The following is a 21,020-nucleotide window of genomic DNA, read 5'->3' on the forward strand; positions in this document are numbered from 1 at the left end:
TGAGATTTCCACCAATTGCCTCACTTAAATTTTTAGCCTCAATTAAAGGGGTATTACCTTCTTTTAAAGTAATTATTGGGGTTTTATCCCTCACAGGTAAAAAATCTTTATATTGGGCAATTATCCCCTGCCAGTTATTATTCATTGTTTTTTTTCACCCTTTGAAAATACTTTTTTTAACTGAAATGGTAACTATTCAGCATACCAAGCAAGTAGGAAGTAGGTAGTAGGTAAGTAGGAAAGGGATAAAGGATGTGCACGGTATTCCTCTTCTGGGGACAATGTCTCCCCTTTCCTACTTTCCTACTCTCCTACTTTCAGGAAAATCCCCCATTTCACTGATGCATTACCTTATTTCTTCAAGAGATCCCTGGCTTATATTATAGGCATTTAACTTATTCTTTATGCCTTGTTTCTTAAAACCTTCTGCAATATTTGCTGGAATAGAAACAGCCGCTCTGCACATCTGTTGCACCAATCCATATTTTTCTTCAGTGGGGAAGTTTTTGGTTATTTCGTATATTCTTATCACTAAATGATGGCTTTTTTGCCATACTACAAGTTGTCTAAAATCATCTAACTTCTCATTCATTTTCTTTCCCTTTCCTACTTCCCTACTCTCCTACTTTCCTACAGGGTGAATAGTTACTCAGAATCCTATTTTTATGGTTCTTTCTGGTGGTGGAGCCATTAGAGCTTTTATGGCATCAAAGATTATCTTAAATTGGGTGTCATACTTTCCAAATTGTGCATCATACTTTCTCTCCATGTCTTCAACTTTTCTTCTCAATTCCTCATGGGAGCTTAATATTTTTCTCATCCTGGTAAATGCTCGCATGATTTGGATATTGACCAGGATAGCTCTTTCGCTGTTAAGGACAGATGACAGCATAGCTACGCCTTGTTCTGTAAAGACATAGGGATTCGTAGGCGAATGCTTCATGATTTTGAACCTATCGCAATTTGCGATAAGTTCCTCTTTTTCCTCCTTGTTTAGCTGAAACATAAAATCTACAGGAAAGCGTTTAGCATTCCTTTTTACCTGTTCTCTCAACCTAATAGGTTTTACTTCATAAAGTTCTGCCAGGTCTCTATCCAACATCACCTTTTGGTCTCTTATTACAAAGATTTTAGTCTCTATCCTTTCTATCGGTATTAACTGATTCATGGTAACCGCCTTCTTCTACATATTTTTGAAGTAATCTTCTTGAGAATTTCCATACCCGGTCAACCTGTTTAGCAGGTATTTCGCCTTTTTGGACATGCCTTCTTATTACTTTTGCTCATTCTGAAGATATTCTACCAAAAATTTTATCCTATGTCAACAAATTTCTTGCCATTTGTGAGGAAATTTGTTATAATAATAGAGTTAGAGGTCAAATATCCCTTTTCTGACTTCTGGTTTCTGACCTCTGTCAACAATCTAATTATGTCCCACAATTTTTACTGAACACTGTGAAGAGTGATAATTCACAATTGACAATTCACCATTCACCATTATTAAGGAAATTTAGGGAAGAAATTGTGAATGGTGAATTGCGAATTGTGAATGAATGTAACATTGTTCAGTAAAACTTATGGGTAAAGATAAAGTCAACAAATGGAGGGTTTTCAATGGAGCAAGACCTTGCCTATCAATATGGAATACAAGATTGGGAACAGGAATTATTAGGAGACGAAGCTATCCCTGGCCAACTCTTAGCTGTTAAAAATCCACCTGCTCCTGGCAAGCCTGGTTTGACTGTTACCGGGGAAGAATTGACACCACAATTGGGCGAGGATATCCCTCTTATCCCCGGGAAAAACACATATCTTTCTGAAGATAAACAACGAATTTACTCAGCTGTATCAGGGAAGATTAGTTGGAGAGGACACCGTGTCGATGTAGAAGAAGAACTGCAAATTCAAGGAGATGTAGATGAGGATGTTGAGTTTGAAGGTCGGGTAAAGATTAGCGGAAATGTTGGTGAAAAATTCAAGGTTCACGCCGGGGGTGACATTATTATTGGCGGTTTGGTGCAGTCAGCAGAAATTATCTCTGGCGGAAGCATTGAAATAGGTCAAGAGATTTCAAAAGCGACAATAACTGCTGAGGAAGATATTAAAGCCTCTGCGGTTAAAGAAGCCACCCTCGAGGCAAAAGGAAATATTCTCATTGACGGACCAATTCTTAGTAGTAAAGTAAATGGCTATCGAGTTATCTGTTCTGGACGAAGAGGAATAATCACCGGCGGAACAACTTCTGCCAAAAAAGAAATATCTGCAATGGCAATTGGAAGTGAAAAGTCATCTGTTCAAACAGAATTAAAGGTTGGTCAAGGAGGAAGACTTTCTGTTCAGGGAATTCTTTATCCCAAAGTAAAGATGCTGTTGGGAAGAAGAAGTATGATTGTTAAAAAACCCGTTAAAAAAACCACCTATAAAATAGAAATGAGTGGAGTAACCGCGATAACTTATGAACCGCCTAAAATCGAACCAGTCGAAGAGATAACTTCAGAAAATAAACCTCAGATAAAAACCGATTTCCCATCATCAGTAATTTTAGCCGCTTTCTCTGTAGAAGAAGGGAAAAGGCGGGGAGCAGAATTATTAGGATTTCTGCATACCGAAGTAGGCTACAAATTACTACCAACACCTTACTCAAAAGGTATTCTTCTGCGTGTATTTAAAGCCAATGTTATTGGTCCGTGGAGTGAGCGATGGGATGAATTATACGGACCACCGGTTGATGGTTCATTTTCTTTTGATAATCGCTCTGATGGACTTTATATCACCATTATCCATCATCGCGGGGAAGGAAAACAGGTTACCCCGCAAGATATTCTGAAGAAATGTGAGGAGGATGGATTTGTAAATATTGAGCAGGAAAAAGTAGAAGAGGTGTGCACAAAAAGAACAAAAGAACCGGTAAAAATAGGACCACGACAATATATTAAAGGTACAGTCGAGGTGATTATTCCTGAAGATGAAAGTAAAGCTTCAATTTCAATTGTTCCGCCCAAATTAGGCGGGATGTTAATGAAAATAGATGAGGTGATGCAGGCTTTAAAGGGAAACGGTGTTGTCCTGACACTGGTTAAAAAAGAACGAATTATTGAGGCATTGAATAAGGCAGAATTTAATGTCTCAATTGATGTCGCCGAACACCAATTGCCATTGCCAGGCAAAAAGGCATATTTTAATTACCAACTTGGAGTTAAGGATGGGGTGGAGATAATAAATGATACTGCTATTCCAGGTCAATTATTAGCCGTGAAGTCACCGGCAACTTATGGAAAACCCGGAATGACTATTCGAGGGAAAGAAATTCCAGCATTATCTGGAGAGGACTTTGAACTTACCATCGGTAGAAATACCTTTTTGTCTGACAATAAGTTAAAACTATTTGCCTCTTCTTTTGGCCGTGTTGTCTGGACTGATAATCGGGCAGATGTTGAACAAATATTTGATTTTCAAGGAGATGTAGATGAAAATATTGAATTTGACGGGATTATAAATATAAGTGGTTCACTGGGGAATAAATTTAAAGTTAATGCCTCAAGTGATGTTAATATTGGTGGTGGTATAAATGATGCCGAGATAATCTGTGGCGGAAATGTGGAGGTAAAACAGGATATTATTATCGGAAATATCAATGCTCAGGGAAATATTATTGCCAGGTCAGCTAAAAATTCTACATTAGAGACAAAAGGAAGTATCATTCTCGAAGATGGACTCACTAACTGTACCATCAAGGCGGATAAAATCATCTGTAAAGGCAGAAGAGGATTTATTATTGGCGGCACTATCCAGGCACAAAAAGAAATAAATGCTAAGGCTATCGGCAGTGACCGAGTCTCAACTCAAACAACGATTACGGTTGCTCAGGGCGGTAAAATAAGCAGTTATGGTTATATATTCCCTAAAGTGAATATGATGCTGGGAAGAAGAAGTATGCTGGTTAAACGAGCCCTTAAACGACTTACGCTTAATGCTGGCTTATCGGGAATAACTACCACAGACTATGAAGAACCTAAAATAGAGATTGCAAAAAAGATGCCTATTATCCAGGTTCAAGATACCACTAAAACCGAAACCGCTAAACCTAAATTACCACCATCTGTCGTTATTTACGCCTCTTCCCTGGAAGAAGGTAAAATAAAAGGAGCAGAATTATTAAATATCTCTCCGACAGATTTAGATGGGGAGATGATTCCAAAGGAACATTCTAAATTACCAGTATTACGAATTTTCCCAAAGGATTTATTTGGTGCATGGAAAAAGGAATGGGAAGAAATGTATGGCCCGGCAAGAGATGGTTCTTTTACCCTTGAAAATAAACCCGATGGTTTATATCTTCATCTTACACCGCATCGGGGGGCAGGTAAAGCGGTAAAACCAGAAGATATATTAGCCGAAATTAAAAACCAGGAATTTACTGGAGTGGATTCCTCTAAAGTTGTAGAGGCTTGCAAATCAAAGGTAAAAACCACAACCAAAATCGGTATAATGCAATTGACTAAAGATTTCGGCGGCAAGGTTAAAGTAGATATTGGGGATAAGGGACTTAAGGCATTTTTTACGATAATCCCTCCAGACAGGGGAGCATTAATGCTTAAAAAAGAAGATGTTCTGAATGCCTTAAAAGAAAAAGGTGTAGTGGTTGGCATAAAGGAAGAGGCAATTATAAATGCCTTAAAGAATAGAGAGTTTAACAAATCTATCCTTGTTGCCGAGGCAATTCTACCAGAATTGGGTCAAAAGGCACAATTTACATACCAAATCGGTTCTACGAAATAAAAAATTAGTAACCGTTCAGATAGTAATTCACCGCAGAGACGCAGAAGAACAGAGAAGACAGGGAAATAAATCAGATAACAGAAAAAATTAGGTAATACATAAGACATCAAAACCAAATTTGTTAATCAATCATGATATGTCGGTTCTTAAAAGCTTGCTTTGATGAAAATCAGAGATGGAATGAAGTGTATGGTAAATAGTTTTTTATTTTTTTCTCTGCGTCTCTGTGTCTCTGCGGTGAACGGTTACAAAATTACCTGGTAAGCCTTATAATAAAGATAATCTTTTTATCCGTGTTTTTTTACTTTCGATTTATCAGAGGAAGCAAAAAAAAAGATTGACAAAAAGATGTTAGTTAAGTATAATATAAATGGTGTGCGGGAGTAACTCAGCTGGTAGAGTACGACCTTGCCAAGGTTGGAGTCGAGGGTTCGAATCCCTTCTCCCGCTCCAAAATTTCTACCCGGGCAATTTATAGTGACTCATCAGTGTGTTCTCACCATGTTTTATTCAACCTTTGTAGTTTTATTCCTTTTCTGGTCTCATCTAATTTTCATCTAATATCTAATTCGCGGGTCTAAATAGGCATAGAGAATATCTGCGATTAAATTGGACACAAGAACGATAACAGAGAGTAAGAAAAAAGCCGCCTGGGCTAATGGATAATCGTGAGAGAGCACAGCTTCAATCAAAAGTTTCCCTAAACCAGGCCATGAAAACACCTTTTCGGTCAGCACCCCACCATTCATCGAAAAGGCAAGACTTAATGCCAGGGCGGTGACAACAGGCAACATCGCATTTCGAGCGGCATGTTTATCACGGATTGTTTTCTCATCAAGTCCTTTTGCCCTGGCAGTAGTAATATAATCCTCCCGCAATGTTTCTAACATACTATTTCGCATAAGTAACATAGAGCCAGCAAAGAAAAGCAGTGTCAGAACAAAGAGAGGTAGGGCTAAATGGTATAAAACATCCAATATTTTCGGTAAGATTCCAATACTTTTATCTGACCAGATTTCTGGGGTTAGCATTCCGGCTAATGGAAACCAACTAAGTTTATAGGCAAATATCCATATTATTATCAATCCAAACCAGGGAATAAATATGGTATAGAAAAATAATCCAAAGACAGTGATTCCTATTTCCATGCGACTACCTCTTTTCCACGCAAGATACTTTCCCAGTGGAAGCCCAATTAAGTAAGCTAAAATTGTGGCAGTAGTAAATAAAAGGATAGTGTTAGGTAATTTTTCCATCACAATATCAAAAACTGGTTCAGGATAATAAAATGAGTGGCCAAAATTTAAACTTAAGATATTCTTAAGATAATATCCATATTGAACGAATAATGGTTTATCTAAACCAAATTGTTCACGGATAAGTATCTTTGCCTCAGCGGGTATCTTTGGGTCTAAAATCATTGACGCCGGGTCACCTGGCATTACCCGAAAGAGGATAAACAATAAAGTCATTATAATAAACAGGGTGATTATTATCTGATAAAGCCTTTTTATGATAAATTTGCTTATATTCATATTTTCAAAGAAATTTTATCATAGATTTGGGATTATGTCAACAAAAAGTCCTGGTAACCAAGCAGTTCTTGTACCTGTTTAGCGTATTCCAAATTGCGTTGATTTGAGGCGTAACTCTTTGTTAAACAATAGGATACCGCGGTGCGAAATATTCCACAAGGAGTTTAATGCAAATATCAAAATGTAAAAATCAAAATTACAAAGCAAAATGCAAAAATACTTGTAAGGCAATAAAAAAAATCAAATATTAAATATTAAAAATCAAAAATAAGAATAAAAGAATTCCTTAATTTTGATATTTGCTCTTTGATTTTTGATATGATATTTGATATGTCATTTTGCATTTTAATATTTAATTTTTGATTTTGTATTACACAACTTGTTGTGTTTGAAGTGGTTTCGCACTAAGTCAGTACCATTCATTTGTGCTCTCTGACCACGCTAAACAGGTACCAATTCTTAGCATTGCTGACCGAATTGCTACTTTGATTGACATTTAATTGAAACTATGCTATAATTGACATAAGGTAAGTAATTATGACCACAAATAAATCTGATTTTATTCGAGAGATTATTGAAAAAGATTTGGAGATAAATAAATATGGTGGTAAAGTTGTAACTCGATTTCCACCAGAACCAAACGGTTATCTTCATATTGGACATGCCAAGGCTATTTGTCTTAATTTTGGGCTGGCGGCTCAATATGGAGGTAGGTGTCACCTGCGGTTTGATGACACTAATCCGGTTAAAGAAGAACAGAAATTCATCGATGCCATCAAAAAGGATATTCAATGGCTTGGTTTCAAATGGGGTAAGGATGAGTATTACGCCTCTGATTACTTTGAGAAATTATATGAATATGCGGTGCTGTTAATTAAAAAAGGTAAGGCGTATGTCTGTGATTTAAGTCCTGAGGAAATCAGGGAATATCGAGGCACATTAACTAAACCAGGAAAGAATAGCCCTTATCGTAACCGTTGTGTTGAAGAAAATCTGGAACTGTTTCAACGGATGCGTTGTGGTGAATTTAAAGATGGTCATTGCACCCTGCGAGCGAAAATTGATATGTCGTCTGGGAATTTGAACATGCGTGACCCGGTGATGTATCGGATTCTTCATGTCCAACATCCCCGCACTTCCCAGAAATGGTGTATCTATCCCACTTATGATTTCGCTCATGGTCAATCAGATTCTATTGAAGGAATTACTCATTCTATTTGCACACTGGAATTTGAAGACCATCGACCATTGTATGATTGGTTTCTTGATGAATTAAATATCCATCATTCCCAGCAAATTGAATTTGCTCGTTTAAATCTTAGTTATACTGTGATGAGTAAGCGGAAACTACTTGAACTGGTAGAAGGAAAATATGTTACGGGTTGGGATGACCCACGAATGCCAACAATTGCAGGATTGCGAAGGCGAGGCTATACAAAAGAAGCAATACTCAATTTCTGTGAACGCATTGGCGTAGCCAAAGGTAATAGCATGGTTGATATATCGCTGTTGGAACATTGTATTCGTGAAGATTTGAATAAATGTGCACCTCGTGTTATGGCTGTTTTACAACCACTTCGAGTAGTCATAACTAACTATCCACAAGACAAGGTAGAAGAATTGGATGCTGAAAATAATCCTGAGGATGCCAGTATGGGTTCTCGTAAAATTCCTTTTTCTCAAGTGCTCTATATTGAAGAAGATGATTTTCGAGAAAATCCACCAAAGGAATTTTTTCGATTATCTCCGGGGCGTGAAGTTCGTTTGAAACATGCCTATTATATCAAATGTGTAGATGTGATTAAAGATGTAAGCGGTAAAATAGTTGAGTTACACGCAGTTTATGACCCAGAAACGCATGGTGGGTGGTCACAAGACAAACGGAAGGTTATGGGCACATTACATTGGGTTTCGGCGGCTCACAGTATTGACGCTGAAGTGCGACTGTATGACCGTTTATTCCTGAAATCCAATCCAGATGAAACAGAAGATGTTGATTTCAAAACGAATTTAAACCCAAATTCATTACAAATATTAACTGGCTGTAAAGTTGAACCTACTTTATTTGATGCTCCACCCGAAAATCATTATCAGTTTTTAAGGCAGGGATATTTCTGCGTTGACGCTGATTCTTCCAATGAAAAAATGATATTCAATCGCACTGTCTCGCTGCGAGATTCCTGGGCTAAAATTGAAAAAAAACTGTAACCCTTCAGATGGTAATTTACCGCAGAGACGCAGAGGAACAGAGAAGACATAGAAATAAATCAGATAACAGAAAAGATTATTGGTGCAGACATGGAAACACATAGGGCATGGTGACCAGATTTGTTAATCAATCCCTGATTTTCATCAGGGCAAGTTTAATGTTGGTGTACTCAAGAGCTTGCCTTGAGGAAAAAGAGGGATGGATTTAAGCGTATCGTCCATAGATTTTAATTTTTTCCTCTGCGTCTCTGTGTCTCTGCGGTGAACGGTTACCATAACTTCTTATAAAGTCCGATTAATCTTTCTTTCTCTAATTCCCAGTTATACCTTTCTTCAACTGCCTTTCTGCCACTTTTACCCATTTGTTTTGCCTCATCTGGATGCTCCATAAGGTATTCAATAGCCTGAGCGATCTCTCTGGGATTTAATGGGTTCACACAAATACCACAATGATTACCCTCAATTATTTCCTTCCATAAAGGGAAATCAGAGGCAATAACAGGAAGCCCACAAGACAGGTATTCAAAGAGTTTATTAGGCAGAGCATTTATATGATTTGGCTCTGGCAAAAAGCACACAATGCCAACCTCGGCTTGAGCCATTTTTGCGGGAATATCCTGTGGTCTAACCCAGCCCTGATATTCTACCTTTTCAAAGCCTTTCAGACTTCTGACCTGCTCTTCATAGTTAGCAGGATAAAATTTACCACAGAGAATAAGTTTTACCTCTTTCTGGATATACTCTAATGACTGAATGACCTGCGAAATTCCACGAATTTCTACCAGACCACCGACATAAATAAGGTTAAAAATGGTGCTATTATCGGTTTTATTCAATAGCGAAAAATTAGATAATACTGGAAAATTTCGCACTGCTACAATCCTTTTATGGTAAGAGAAATTATTAGATATATCATCTGTTGCTGTGACAATAGCATCAAAAGTCCTTGAGATAACCTTCTCTACTTTGTTAACCAGCCAGGCAATAGAGTATCTTGTCCATTCAGGGAGGTATGGTTTGGAAAGTATTTGTTTTGCATAATCTTCATGGACATCGTAAATAATTTTAGCCTTAGTCATCAATTTCAACAGTAGCCCAACAAACAACAATTCCGGGTCATGGAAGTGATAAACATTGGCTTTTTGTTTCAGTGCTTTAATCAAACACCTGAAGGTAAGCAAGCCCATCCTTTCCAGTCTGTTTTTTGGTTTTGGTAAGGGGATAATTTTTATCCCGTCAACAGTTTCTTCTCTATCGCTTTGAGCAATGAGGATGACACCATATCCCACCTTCGCCAGACTTTTTGCCTCTTTATGAAATATCCGGACATCAAAAGGTTGATGGACACTTGAAAGTAGACAGACTTTCATCATTCCTCCAATGTAACTATTCACCACGAAGAGCACGAAGGGCAAAGAGATGTTACAGAACAAATCTCTTTATGCCTTTATACTCAACAGACAAAGGAGACTGTAGTTTGAATGATATCCCTAAAAGATCCATCTCTCTGGACACGCATTGTTCGTAAGTGGATTCAAGCAAACCTGGCCCAAGAGTTCGATGCACCGCTATAGCGCATCCAATGACTCTATTCGATAATTCATCAAATTTCACTTCGTGCTCTCCGTGCCCTTCGTGGTGAATAGTTACCATATTTGTAGTTAATTGAGTGGTTAATTTTTTTATACCCTCCTGTTCTTTTTTATTAAGATATTTGTAACCGTTCAGGGATATAGCCACAGAGTCACAGAGAATACAGAGGAAATATATAACTACGAATGAACACGAATAATAAAAAGATTTGTAGTGCGAGGCTTTAGCCTCGCTTCTGGCAAGCAGGAAAGCGAACCTAAAGGTTCGCACTACATTTATCGAATGTCACAGGTTAATCCGTGTCCTTATGTGGCTAATTTCTCTAATTCTCTGTGAACTCTGTGCCTCTGTGGCTGAACGGTTACTGGAAAGTGTATTTTCTTTCATCCCAAATCTCTAATCCCGACTCCCTGCTCCTGTGCATTTTCATTTTCCTATGTGCCAATTTGTCGGAATTTATAATCTCCACATCTCCACTATCCCCTTATCTCCTTATCTATCATCTTTACCGATAATCGAATTGACGAAGAGTTCAAAATCCATCTCAAATATCTTCTTAAGTGTCATAGCCTTCTCAGTCACCCTAATAATTCGTTCTGCCTCAAGTTCATATCCATAAGCATGCCGAAACAGGTGTCTGAACCCTCTAAGTTCATCCAGTAGATTAAAAGATTCATCGGATAAAAGATTAGGTCTGATACCATTGATTCTAATCTTCATTCGTCGCAGAAGGTCAATATGGTATCTTGTGGCGCCCTCAATCTGGTTTTCAAAGAATTCGGCAATCAACTTGAACATATCTTCGTAAGCAGAATATAGATTATGAAGTTTATAGGCTAAACTATTGGTTAAATCCTCATTATTGATATTTTTTCTTAACTCATTAACCTTACTATCAAGCGAAGAATATATTTTTAGGACTTCCTTCTTTTGAGATTCTAAATCAGCAAGAAAGATATTTATCCTCTCTTCCATTTTATGCCACCTCCCATAATAATCCTTTCTGCAAAATGTATCTCCTCAAGAGGAACAACATTGACATCCCTTTCAAGATTCCTACTCAAGAAACTTGTGGCTAAAGTCAATTTATCTTTATCGAATCCTTTTAAGGCAATATCTATATCAGAAAATTCTCCAAAGCGGTAAGGTTTTGTCAAGGAGCCAAAGATATATGCTTCTTCAAAAGAGACTATTCCTGAAAGCTCCTCAACAACTCTAAAAGTTTTCTCCAAGAGTTCTTTCCTTAAAAACTCCGTCTTCTCTGCTTTTTCTCTATAAGTCCTTTCGATAATCTCTAATTTCATTCCATTTAAAACCTCAATTACTGCCTTTTCTTCATCTTCATTAAAGTATGGTTTTGTTATTGGAATATTCATTAATTATTTCCTTTCATTAGTCTCTGCTTTTATTTCTTTTCTTTAAAAAAGTTCTCTATTTCTCTTATAAATTGTGACCAAATCTCTGTAATATTATTAGCCAGGTATTCTAACTGATTTTCATTAAGCATGAATCCATATCCATGAGCGAAAAAATGTCTAAAGGTCAGATATTCATAAAGTTTATCCGACAGATTCTCTGATATAATCCCGTTCGATACTGAAGAATTTAATAAATCTTTATGCCACATCTCAGATTTAGGGATATTAACATCTTTTGTCTTTAGAACTTGTTTTAGGATATTTTCTACCCCATTATAAATATTATGCAGAAATGTACCCATCGCCGCTAATTCAATAACCGTTTTCTCTTTTCTTCCCATAGCCTCTTTAAGATTAATTAATGCTATTTTAATATTCTCTTTCTCTGCAACAACTTCCTTTGGTAGACTATCCATAAACTCTTACCCCCATTTCTTCTACAAGGTTATTAAATAACGATTTTTGGGAGAGATCTACAAGGTCAACAGGTTTTGATAAGTATTTAAATAATTCCGCATAAAATTTGAAGAATAATCGAGGTTCAATACCTTTTACCCCGATATCTATATCGTTAGATTCATAGTCTTTTTTTATTGATGAGCCAAATAAAATAATAGATGAAACATTATATTTTTTAGCACATTGTAAGATTATTTCTTTATCTTTTTCTGTTATCATTTTCATCACCTTTTTTGATAGATTTCGGAGGATTCATTATTTCTCCAACAAGATAATCTATCTTCTCAAAAATCAAAGCAGTATTCACCTTTTAATAACCGCTCTTTTTATGTTTTTGTCTCCATTCAATCAATCTCTTCAACCCTTCCTTCAAAGGTGTCGTAGCTTTAAATTCTAATTCCTCTTTAACTAACTCATCAACCACATGTGAACCAATTAATCCTGCCCCTCCAATGACCAAAATTTTATTTCCTGAAATATCCATTTACACACTCCTTGTCTTCTAATCTTTGAATACATAAGTAATTATAGACCAAAATGAACACTTTGTCAATACTTATTTATATATGGTCTTCGGTCTATAGTCTATGGTCTTTTTATCCTCTACTTCACGGTTATCATTCCTTTTATCTTCTCAAAGATCTTTACTCCAATTCTTCTTACCTTAGTTATTTCTTCGATTAATTGAAAATCGTAACTATTTAGTCATTTGCAACGCGCTTGCCTCTTTATATAAGATATTAACCTCAAAAGTTGTGAAAGTCTGTAATTAGATGGATAATCCTTAAATGTTTTTTTAGGCATGGTCAGGAATGTTTCAAATTCATCTACGGTTATGCCCAGTTTTTTAGAAACAAATATTTTTGCTTCTTCTATTGCTTTTTCATCATAAAGAGGCCGCTGTAATTCTTTTAATGCTTCGTCTCTGGTCATCTGTCCCGCTAATATAAGACTCGATAAATGGGCTTTTCTTTTATCATATCCAAATCTTACTGGTAAAAAGTATGTTTGAAAAAAATTGGTAAACCTTGATTCTCCATGTTTACAGCCATAATATCTCCAGCCAAATTCCTTTTCTAAGAATTGTATTGCATCAGATTTTACATAAGGGATGTAATTAAGCGGTGTAACAACTACCATACCTTTTATATATGGGTAATAGAAATAATATTGAAAGAAATTAACCGTTGGAAAGGTTTTAAGTTTAACCTTGCCAAAACATTTATGAACTGCCTTTAGATGTTTTAAGTCCATGGCATTATATCCCCATGAAGCGGGCAAAATAGATTCACTAGCAAGGTTACCTCCCGTGAGAACATATTTAATATTGTATTGAGTGGCGTATTTATATAACATGGCAAAAAATGCGTGGTCTTGTGGGACATCCTGATTTGCCAGGCCAGATTTAAAAAAAGCCAGTTGCAAATCTCTCATTTCTTCCCAATCAACCACATAGGTGAACAAGTCTATATCAAGTTTTTTGACAAGATTTTCAATATTTTTTACTGCCAGTTCAGAATTCCAGCCTCCATCCACATGGAAAACAAGCGGTCTTAAACCAAGTATTTTTTTGGCAAAATAGGTAAGATATGAACTATCTACCCCACCACTTATCCCAATTATACAATCGTATTCTTTGTTTTTGCCATAATCTTTTATCTTTTTAACAATCTCCTGAAGTTTTTGATAACCTGATTCATCGCGATGCCAATCAGGTTTTATTTTTTCATCAAAGAAATGGCAAAAACTACACACACCATTTTCATCAAAAGTAATCTCCCGGGCTGTAGTATCCATCACACAGCGTGAACATATTTGATAGTTTCCTTGTTCCATTTATGTTTCCTCTCTGAGATTGGACAGAACACTATACCAATCTTTTTTCCAATTCTTGATATTCAGGATAGGTAATAAGCACCGCCCGATGCTTGCCGTGAAAAACAAACATACTTCCCGCGGCAACTGCTGATGCATTTCCTTTTTTCACCGCATCAACAAAATCATCAATCTTCCCTGCTCCTCCCATAGCTATTACCGGAATAGATAAAACATTTGTAATTTTTCTTATCAAATCAATATCATATCCTCCCTGTGTGCCATCGCGGTCAACGGAGTTAAGTAAAATCTCACCTGCCCCCATCTCCTGAGTTGTGATAGCAAATTCAATCGGGTCAATGTCTGTTATCTTATTTCTGGTATGGTCATAGACCTTATATTTTCCCAAAAAGTTCTTTTTTACATCTATCGTTACGACTATGCTCTGACTGCCAAATATTTCGGATGCCTGTTTTATAAAGTCTATATTTTTCAGGGCAAAAGAGTTTATAGAAATTTTTTCAACTCCAATGGAAAATATCTTTTGTATATCTTCAAGGCGACTAATTCCACCGCCATAGCACAAAGGCATAAAACACTCACCGACAATATTCTGGAGTATTTCAAAATTTGGGCTTCTGCCAACCTTTGAGGCAATAATATCTAAAAATATTAATTCATCTACCTCTTTTTCATTAAATATTCTTATCGCATTTATGGGGTCACCGACATATTTTGGTTCTTTAAATCTAATCGTTTTTACCAGCCCTTGATTTTGTAAAAGCAGGCACGGAATAACTCTGTTTTTTAGCATCATAACTCCACAAAGTTTCGTAATAATGTCATGCCAAATTTATGGCTTTTTTCAGGATGGAATTGAACACCGATGATATTGTCCTTTTGAACGGCTGAAACAAAATTATAACCGTAACAAGTTTCTGCCAGAATATCTAATCTATTATGACATACCACATAATAAGAGTGGACAAAATAAAATCGTGATTGCTCAAGACTGTTGAACATACAGTTTTCTTTGACTAATTCCACCGTATTCCAGCCCATATGCGGTATTTTCAGGTTGCAGGAAGTGTCAAACTTGAATCTTACTACCTCTGCATCCAGCCAGCCAAGTCCTGATAAAGTTCCTTCCTCACTTCGTTTGGCCAACAATTGCATCCCAAGACAGATACCCAGTATCGGGATTTTTTTATTAAAAATTATTTCGTTTAGAATCGGTATTAATCCTGACTTATTGAGATTTGTCATCCCATTGTCAAAAGCACCAACCCCTGGAAGAATAAGCTTATCTGCCTTTTCAATATCTGGCATCTTTGAGGAACTAATAGCGTTAGCCCCTATTTTTTTGAGCATATTCAGGATAGAACCTGAATTCCCCATACTGTAATCAAGTATTACTATCATCATAGTTCAACCTCAACGGATAGAAATTTACTTTGTAAGTCCTGAAGGATACTCTGATTTTTGGTTACCTGAGTATCTGCATTTTCTCTATTACTCATTCTGGGAATATGTTACCAAAATTTTTATGCCGTGTCAAGTAAAAGTTACCACGAATTAAACGAATTTTACGAATGAATACTAATTATTAGAATTAATGTAACCGTTCAGGTAGTCTGGTGTCTAGGTGTCTATGTGTCTGGGTTACATAGACTACCAGACACTTAGACACATTTTTATTCGTCCAATTCGTGAAATTCGTGGTATATTTTATACTATCCTATATGATCGTAAAAGTTTGACACAGCATTTTATTCTTGACAACCAACATTGTATATGATAAAATTTATTTAGATTATAAGGACGGAGGGAATGAAGTTGGATTTTTCAAATAAGGTAGTTTTAATAACGGGTGGGACGGGTTCATTTGGCAGGAAATTTGTAGAAATTCTCCTTAAAGAGTATAACCCTAAAAAATTGATTGTCTTTAGCCGAGATGAAATGAAACAATTTGAAATGGCTCAAGAGATTTTCAGTGAGAAAGAGTATGAAAATATAAGATATTTTATAGGCGATGTGCGGGATAAGGAGAGATTGCATCGGGCATTTCATGGAGTTGATATTATAGTTCATGCCGCCGCTCTAAAACAGGTTCCTGCCGCTGAATATAATCCATTTGAGGCTGTAAAAACCAATATCATCGGTGCCGAAAATGTCATCAATGTCGCCATAGACCAAAAGGTTGACCGGGTTATTGCTTTAAGCACAGATAAAGCAACCACCCCAATTAATCTCTATGGGGCTACCAAACTCTGTGCAGATAAACTATTTGTAGCCGGGAATGCCTATTCAGGGGATGCAAATACAAAATTTAGCGCGGTCAGGTATGGTAATGTAATCAATAGCAGGGGTAGTGTTATACCTTTATTCAAAGAAAAAAGGAAAACAGGAACAATACCTATTACCGATAATAGAATGACCCGATTTTGGATTACTCTGGAGCAAGGGGTAAGGTTTGTAATCAAATGTTTAAGTCTTATGAAGGGAGGAGAGATATTTGTTCCCAAGATTCCCAGTATGAATATTATGGATATAGCTGAGGTAATTGCCCCTGAATGTAAATATGAATTTATAGGTATCCGACCAGGAGAAAAACTTCAGGAGGTGCTCATTCCAGAAGACGATGCCAGACATACATTAGAATTTGATGATTTCTTTGTTATCCAACCTGAATTTTCTTATGTAACTCACGAAAAGATAGAGGGAGGTAAGCCACTTCCTGATGGATTCAGATATGCCAGCAATACCAATGATAAATGGCTAACAAAGGAAGAACTAAAAAGGATGATTGAGGAATGAAAAAATTTATTCCTTATGGCAGACAGTGGATTGAAGATGATGAGATTAAAGCAGTAGTAGAGGTGCTAAAGTCTGATTGGGTTACTCAAGGACCAAAGGTAGAGGAGTTCGAAAGAAGAATAACAGAGTATTGTGGGGCAAAATTTGCTGTGGTTGTATCCAGTGGAACAGCGGCTCTTCACATTGCTTGTTTATCGGCTGGGATAGGAAAGGATGATGAAGTAATTACCTCACCTATAACCTTTGTTGCCAGTAGTAATTGTGTGTTATACTGCGGCGGACGACCTGTCTTTGCCGATATAGAAGAGGATACAGCTAATATTGCCTCAGATGAGATAAAAAAGAGAATTACCTCAAAAACTAAGGCAATAATTCCTGTTGATTTTGCAGGACATCCTTGCGATTTAGAAGCAATTGGCAAGATTGCTAATGAAAATAATCTAATCATAATCAAAGATGCCTGTCATTCTTTAGGGGCAGAATACAGAAGCCAGAAGTTAGAATGGGTGAAGGTTGGAAGTTGTAAGCATTCGGATATGACGGTCTTTAGTTTCCATCCGGTTAAACATATTACCACAGGAGAAGGCGGTGCGGTTTTAACCAACAATAAAGAGTTCTACGAAAAACTATTGATGTTTAGAAATCATGGAATTACAAAAGAAAAAACAAGGCTGATAAATAAAAATGAATGTCTCTGGTATTATGAAATGCAAGAATTGGGTTTTAATTACCGAATTACTGATTTCCAGTGTGCTTTAGGTATTAAACAGTTAGAAAGAGTAGATGATTTTGTTGCCAGAAGAAGAGAGATTGCAGATAAATACAACGAAGCGTTCAAAGATATGGATGCGATAACTACCCCTTGCGAAAAAGAGAATGTAAAATCTTCTTACCATTTATATGTTATCCAGTTAAAAAAAGGATTAAATCGAAAAGAAATATTTGATGCCTTGAGGGAGGAAGGAATAGGTGTGCAGGTTCATTATATCCCTGTTCATCTCCAGCCTTATTATCAACAAAACATGGGATATAAAAAGGGGGCTTATCCAAAAGCAGAGCAGTTTTATGAAAGGGCTTTGAGCCTTCCTCTGTTCCCTAAGATGAGTAACAAAGAGATTGAAAGAGTAATTAAGATTGTCCCAAAAATAATACCCAGAGGAAAATATAATCAATGAAAACCCTTATTATTTATCCTTGTTTAAGACCAGAACGTCCCCATCGTAATTTCCCGATAGGTCTGGCGTATATTGCTAGTGCGATAGAAAGAGCAGGGTATAAATTTGATATTTTAGATATAGAGGCTCATAGATATACGGCTTCTGGACTTGAAGATATATTAAAAAAGAAAGAATTTGATGTAGTAGCATTTGGCACTCTTGTTACTGGTTACAAGATTGCAAAATTTTTAAGTAGATTAATTCGAGATATTAACAAAGATGCTGTCATTATTGCGGGTAATTCTGTTGCCTCTTCAATCCCGGAGGTATTATTATCTAAAACAGAGGTTGATATTGCTGTAATGGGTGAAGGAGATATTACAATTGTTGAACTTTTGGATGCAATAGAGAGAAATCGTCCATTAGAAGAGGTAAAAGGGATATATTTTAAAAGAAATGGTAAGATAATTTCTACCCCTAAACGCCAGGTAATTCCTGAGATAAACAGAATTCCCATACCTAATTGGGATATTTTTGATATGCAGGTCTATGTAAATGAGGCTATCCATGATATTGCTGAACCTTATCCAATACCTAAAGAATCAATTCGTGCCTTTGTAATGAATACCGCCAGAGGATGTCCTTTCCATTGCACATTTTGCTATCATGTTTTTCGTAAAGATAAATATAGATATAGAACCCCGGAATCAATATTGTCAGAGATAGTTCTGTTACAAAAAAAATATGGTATAAATTACATTAATTTCTATGATGAATTGACATTCTTTTCCAAAAAGCAGGCAAATGAGTTTGTAGATAAGTTATTAGAAAGTGGACTAAAGTTTTTCTGGAATGCTGATGTTAGGGCAAATCTATTTACAGAAGATGACATAGAAATCTTAAAAAAATTTAAAAAGGCAGGTTGTATTGGATTGGGTTATTCTTTAGAGTCAGGTTACCCTGATATTTTGAAATCTATGAATAAAAAATTAGTCGTGGAAGATTTTATCCGTCAGAAAAAGGCATTAGATTTAGTGAACATAAAAACATTTACCAGCATTGTTCTTGGTTATCCTCAAGAAACCCCTGAGACATTAAAACAGACCTTTGATATTTGTTATGAACTGGATGTCTATCCGAGTGTGGGTTATCTTTTACCTCAACCCGGAACACCGATGTATGAATTAGCCAAAAAAAATGGGCTGATAGAAGATGAAGAGGAATATCTCTTAGGATTGGGAGATAGGCAGGATTTGAGAATTAATTTAACAAATATGCCAGATGATGTATTTCAATCAGAGGTAAAAAAGCATCTTAAAAGAATAGCGGATAAATTAAGTCTGAACCTTTCTGAAGAAAGGCTTATAAAAACAGGAAAAACAGTGATGTCAAAAAAATAATGTCAATCAAAGGTTACCAAAAGAACTGTTTTTTTACTATAATATATAAAAACTTAAATTTGAAGGTAAAATAATGAAGTATTGTAAAAAATGTTTAATGCCAGATACAAGACCCGGCTCTATCTTTGATGGAGAAATGGTATGTCAAGCGTGCCGTAATTATGAAAAACGCAACACAATTAATTGGAAAGAAAGAAAAGAAGAATTAAGCAGACTCTGTGATAAATATAGAAGAGAAGATGGATATTATGATTGTATTATTCCGGTCAGTGGTGGCAAGGATTCTCATTTCTTAACTCACACATTAGTAAAAGAGATGAATATGCATCCATTATTAGTAACGGTAACAGATAGCTTTACCCATACAAAAGCAGGGGCACATAACCTAAGAAATCTTATAGAAACCTTTAAGCTAAACCATTATCAATACACAATTAACCACGATTTATTCAGAAGAGCAACAAGAATAGCCTTTGAAGAAACAGGAGAGGCACTTAAATTTGTAGAATATGCTATTTATACCATCCCAACTTTATTAGCTCAAAAGTTTGATATACCTTTTGTGACATTTGGAGAGAATTCTGCCTATGAATATGGAACTACGGCCAAAGAGTCTTACTTAGCCACACCAGTTGTTCAAGCAATGTCCGACCAATTAGAAAAAGATAAACAATGGTGGATTGAAAAAGGGCTAACAAAGGAAGAGGTAAGTTCAATTCAATTAGACAAAACCAAATCCCTGCCGGAAGTAATTTATCTGAGTTATTTTGTCCCCTGGAGTAGTGTAACTAATTTAAATGTTGCAAAACGGTATGGATTTAAAGACCTATCTCATGAATGGAAAAGAGAAGGATGTATTGAAGATTTTGAACAGATAGATTCGGTAGCTTATATGGTCCATCTCTGGTTAAAATATCCCAAGTTTGGATTTCAGAGAACCTCTGATATTGCCAGTCGGCGTGTTCGAGAAGGAAGTATTAGCCTATCCCAGGCTAAAAAACTCATTATGGAATATGACCATAAGTTAGACCAGAAAGCAATGGAAGATTTTATAAATTTCACAGGATATACACCAAAGCAATTTTGGGATATAGTAGAAAAATTCTGGAATCCTGAGATATTTGAAAAGGTCGATGGTGGATGGCGGATGAAATGTCCGGTATATAAAGATTTAATTTGAGGATAAAATGTCTGAAATTACTGAACAGTTAAAAAAGTGGACAGGTGAATTTGGCAAAGAATATACGGAGAGAAATCCAACCACTCTAAAAGAATTAGAAACATTATATCAAAAAAATTATGGTATAACAAGAACTGAATTAAATAGATTGTTCTTAGAAAACCTGCCTCTTTCAATGCGGATTCTGGAGGTTGGGTCTAATGTTGGTAATCAATTACTCTGCTTGCAAAAAATGGGTTTTAAAAATTTATATGCTATTGAACCACAAAGTTATGCCGTTGAACTATCAAAATCAAGAACCAAAGATATTAATATTATCAAGGGAGATGGTTTTGATATTCCTTTTAAAGATAAATACTTTGATCTGGTATTTACTTCAGGGGTGCTTATTCATATCCATCCCTCCAGTATCCTTCAGGTTATGAAGGAGATATACAGGTGCACAAAAACTTACATCTGGGGATTTGAATACTATGCTACTGAATATACCGAGATAGTCTATAGAGGGCAGGAAAATTTGCTATGGAAGGTAAATTTTTCCAAAATGTTTCGTGAAGAATTTAATGATTTAGAACTGGTTAAAGAAAAATATCTGCCGTATCTACATAATGAGAAAAATGTAGATGTAATGTTTTTATTAAAAAAGAAGAGTAAATAAG

21 protein-coding genes and 1 tRNA gene are annotated in these 21,020 nt (G+C 36.1%); 8 read left to right on the forward strand and 14 right to left on the reverse strand.

What is annotated here, in order from left to right:
* The 3 genes from AB1422_02465 to AB1422_02475 form a co-directional block, all read right to left on the reverse strand.
* Positions 1-145 (reverse strand): threonine synthase (locus AB1422_02465; protein ID MEW6618209.1); only part of this gene is annotated, 145 nt, incomplete at its 3' end.
* Positions 146-346: 201 nt separating this feature from the next.
* The gene (locus AB1422_02470; GenBank protein MEW6618210.1) at positions 347-592 is read right to left on the reverse strand and encodes a four helix bundle protein; all 246 of its coding nucleotides are present in this window, start codon (positions 590-592) and stop codon (positions 347-349) included.
* A 57-nt stretch (positions 593-649) separates the two neighbouring features.
* Positions 650-1,168 (reverse strand): ORF6N domain-containing protein, encoded by a 519-nt coding sequence (locus tag AB1422_02475; protein MEW6618211.1) that lies wholly within the window; start codon positions 1,166-1,168, stop codon positions 650-652.
* A gap of 446 nt (positions 1,169-1,614) precedes the next feature.
* On the opposite strand from AB1422_02475, the gene AB1422_02480 reads away from it, so the two are divergent.
* Both AB1422_02480 and AB1422_02485 read left to right on the forward strand, forming a co-directional pair.
* Complete coding sequence (locus AB1422_02480; GenBank protein ID MEW6618212.1) at positions 1,615-4,779, forward strand: FapA family protein; 3,165 nt, start codon at positions 1,615-1,617, stop codon at positions 4,777-4,779.
* A 377-nt stretch (positions 4,780-5,156) separates the two neighbouring features.
* Positions 5,157-5,232, forward strand: a tRNA-Gly gene (locus tag AB1422_02485).
* Positions 5,233-5,336: 104 nt separating this feature from the next.
* Here AB1422_02485 and AB1422_02490 read toward each other — a convergent pair.
* Positions 5,337-6,314 (reverse strand): ABC transporter permease, encoded by a 978-nt coding sequence (locus AB1422_02490; protein MEW6618213.1) that lies wholly within the window; start codon positions 6,312-6,314, stop codon positions 5,337-5,339.
* Between the two features lie 537 nt (positions 6,315-6,851).
* On the opposite strand from AB1422_02490, the gene AB1422_02495 reads away from it, so the two are divergent.
* Positions 6,852-8,522, forward strand: a complete 1,671-nt coding sequence (locus AB1422_02495) for a glutamine--tRNA ligase/YqeY domain fusion protein (protein MEW6618214.1) — start codon at positions 6,852-6,854, stop codon at positions 8,520-8,522.
* 269 nt (positions 8,523-8,791) lie between these two features.
* Here AB1422_02495 and AB1422_02500 read toward each other — a convergent pair whose 3' ends face one another.
* From AB1422_02500 to hisH, 10 genes are all read right to left on the reverse strand, one after another.
* Positions 8,792-9,895, reverse strand: a complete 1,104-nt coding sequence (locus tag AB1422_02500) for a glycosyltransferase family 4 protein (GenBank protein ID MEW6618215.1) — start codon at positions 9,893-9,895, stop codon at positions 8,792-8,794.
* 49 nt (positions 9,896-9,944) lie between these two features.
* Positions 9,945-10,262 (reverse strand): GxxExxY protein, encoded by a 318-nt coding sequence (locus tag AB1422_02505; protein ID MEW6618216.1) that lies wholly within the window; start codon positions 10,260-10,262, stop codon positions 9,945-9,947.
* Positions 10,263-10,607: 345 nt separating this feature from the next.
* Positions 10,608-11,090 (reverse strand): hypothetical protein, encoded by a 483-nt coding sequence (locus AB1422_02510; protein MEW6618217.1) that lies wholly within the window; start codon positions 11,088-11,090, stop codon positions 10,608-10,610.
* A complete protein-coding gene (locus AB1422_02515) occupies positions 11,075-11,491 on the reverse strand; it encodes a nucleotidyltransferase domain-containing protein (protein ID MEW6618218.1) in 417 nt (138 codons plus the stop codon). Before AB1422_02515 ends, AB1422_02510 begins: the two co-directional genes overlap by 16 nt.
* Positions 11,492-11,520: 29 nt before the next feature.
* Complete coding sequence (locus tag AB1422_02520) at positions 11,521-11,949, reverse strand: hypothetical protein (protein ID MEW6618219.1); 429 nt, start codon at positions 11,947-11,949, stop codon at positions 11,521-11,523.
* Positions 11,942-12,211 carry a hypothetical protein gene (locus AB1422_02525; protein ID MEW6618220.1) on the reverse strand — a complete coding sequence of 90 codons (270 nt, stop codon included), beginning with the start codon at positions 12,209-12,211 and terminating at the stop codon, positions 11,942-11,944. Before AB1422_02525 ends, AB1422_02520 begins: the two co-directional genes overlap by 8 nt.
* A 91-nt stretch (positions 12,212-12,302) precedes the next feature.
* Positions 12,303-12,476 (reverse strand): NAD-dependent epimerase/dehydratase family protein, encoded by a 174-nt coding sequence (locus AB1422_02530; protein MEW6618221.1) that lies wholly within the window; start codon positions 12,474-12,476, stop codon positions 12,303-12,305.
* A 221-nt stretch (positions 12,477-12,697) separates the two neighbouring features.
* Positions 12,698-13,828: an N-acetyl sugar amidotransferase gene (locus AB1422_02535; protein MEW6618222.1), complete on the reverse strand. Its 1,131-nt coding sequence runs from the start codon at positions 13,826-13,828 to the stop codon at positions 12,698-12,700.
* Positions 13,829-13,859: 31 nt separating this feature from the next.
* Entirely contained in the window at positions 13,860-14,621 is a 762-nt protein-coding gene (locus tag AB1422_02540) for an AglZ/HisF2 family acetamidino modification protein (protein ID MEW6618223.1), read from the reverse strand.
* A complete protein-coding gene (gene hisH / locus AB1422_02545; protein ID MEW6618224.1) occupies positions 14,621-15,229 on the reverse strand; it encodes an imidazole glycerol phosphate synthase subunit HisH in 609 nt (202 codons plus the stop codon). The genes AB1422_02540 and hisH overlap by 1 nt, the downstream gene beginning before the upstream one ends.
* 408 nt (positions 15,230-15,637) lie before the next feature.
* On the opposite strand from hisH, the gene pseB reads away from it, so the two are divergent.
* The 5 genes from pseB (at position 15,638) to AB1422_02570 (ending at position 21,019) form a co-directional block, all read left to right on the forward strand.
* Positions 15,638-16,624: a UDP-N-acetylglucosamine 4,6-dehydratase (inverting) gene (gene pseB, locus AB1422_02550; protein ID MEW6618225.1), complete on the forward strand. Its 987-nt coding sequence runs from the start codon at positions 15,638-15,640 to the stop codon at positions 16,622-16,624.
* On the forward strand, positions 16,621-17,799 hold the full coding sequence (gene pseC, locus AB1422_02555; GenBank protein ID MEW6618226.1) for a UDP-4-amino-4,6-dideoxy-N-acetyl-beta-L-altrosamine transaminase: 1,179 nt from the start codon (positions 16,621-16,623) through the stop codon (positions 17,797-17,799). Before pseB ends, pseC begins: the two co-directional genes overlap by 4 nt.
* On the forward strand, positions 17,796-19,181 hold the full coding sequence (locus tag AB1422_02560; GenBank protein ID MEW6618227.1) for a radical SAM protein: 1,386 nt from the start codon (positions 17,796-17,798) through the stop codon (positions 19,179-19,181). Before pseC ends, AB1422_02560 begins: the two co-directional genes overlap by 4 nt.
* A 73-nt stretch (positions 19,182-19,254) precedes the next feature.
* Positions 19,255-20,361 carry an N-acetyl sugar amidotransferase gene (locus AB1422_02565; protein MEW6618228.1) on the forward strand — a complete coding sequence of 369 codons (1,107 nt, stop codon included), beginning with the start codon at positions 19,255-19,257 and terminating at the stop codon, positions 20,359-20,361.
* A 7-nt stretch (positions 20,362-20,368) separates the two neighbouring features.
* A complete protein-coding gene (locus AB1422_02570) occupies positions 20,369-21,019 on the forward strand; it encodes a pseudaminic acid biosynthesis-associated methylase (protein ID MEW6618229.1) in 651 nt (216 codons plus the stop codon).
* Position 21,020 lies beyond the last annotated feature (1 nt).

This window comes from bacterium, from assembly GCA_040757115.1.
Taxonomy (GTDB): domain Bacteria; phylum UBA9089; class CG2-30-40-21; order CG2-30-40-21; family SBAY01; genus JBFLXS01.

Coding starts and splice junctions, on each gene's coding strand:
- AB1422_02530 (MEW6618221.1), bottom strand. CDS start 12,476: ATGGATATTTCAGGAAATAAAATTTTGGTCATTGGAGGGGCAGGATTA.
- AB1422_02475 (MEW6618211.1), bottom strand. CDS start 1,168: ATGAATCAGTTAATACCGATAGAAAGGATAGAGACTAAAATCTTTGTA.
- AB1422_02520 (MEW6618219.1), bottom strand. CDS start 11,949: ATGGATAGTCTACCAAAGGAAGTTGTTGCAGAGAAAGAGAATATTAAA.
- AB1422_02490 (MEW6618213.1), bottom strand. CDS start 6,314: ATGAATATAAGCAAATTTATCATAAAAAGGCTTTATCAGATAATAATC.
- AB1422_02480 (MEW6618212.1), top strand. CDS start 1,615: ATGGAGCAAGACCTTGCCTATCAATATGGAATACAAGATTGGGAACAG.
- AB1422_02500 (MEW6618215.1), bottom strand. CDS start 9,895: ATGATGAAAGTCTGTCTACTTTCAAGTGTCCATCAACCTTTTGATGTC.
- AB1422_02535 (MEW6618222.1), bottom strand. CDS start 13,828: ATGGAACAAGGAAACTATCAAATATGTTCACGCTGTGTGATGGATACT.
- pseC (MEW6618226.1), top strand. CDS start 16,621: ATGAAAAAATTTATTCCTTATGGCAGACAGTGGATTGAAGATGATGAG.
- AB1422_02515 (MEW6618218.1), bottom strand. CDS start 11,491: ATGAATATTCCAATAACAAAACCATACTTTAATGAAGATGAAGAAAAG.
- hisH (MEW6618224.1), bottom strand. CDS start 15,229: ATGATAGTAATACTTGATTACAGTATGGGGAATTCAGGTTCTATCCTG.
- pseB (MEW6618225.1), top strand. CDS start 15,638: ATGAAGTTGGATTTTTCAAATAAGGTAGTTTTAATAACGGGTGGGACG.
- AB1422_02540 (MEW6618223.1), bottom strand. CDS start 14,621: ATGCTAAAAAACAGAGTTATTCCGTGCCTGCTTTTACAAAATCAAGGG.
- AB1422_02470 (MEW6618210.1), bottom strand. CDS start 592: ATGAATGAGAAGTTAGATGATTTTAGACAACTTGTAGTATGGCAAAAA.
- AB1422_02495 (MEW6618214.1), top strand. CDS start 6,852: ATGACCACAAATAAATCTGATTTTATTCGAGAGATTATTGAAAAAGAT.
- AB1422_02570 (MEW6618229.1), top strand. CDS start 20,369: ATGTCTGAAATTACTGAACAGTTAAAAAAGTGGACAGGTGAATTTGGC.
- AB1422_02525 (MEW6618220.1), bottom strand. CDS start 12,211: ATGATAACAGAAAAAGATAAAGAAATAATCTTACAATGTGCTAAAAAA.
- AB1422_02565 (MEW6618228.1), top strand. CDS start 19,255: ATGAAGTATTGTAAAAAATGTTTAATGCCAGATACAAGACCCGGCTCT.
- AB1422_02560 (MEW6618227.1), top strand. CDS start 17,796: ATGAAAACCCTTATTATTTATCCTTGTTTAAGACCAGAACGTCCCCAT.
- AB1422_02510 (MEW6618217.1), bottom strand. CDS start 11,090: ATGGAAGAGAGGATAAATATCTTTCTTGCTGATTTAGAATCTCAAAAG.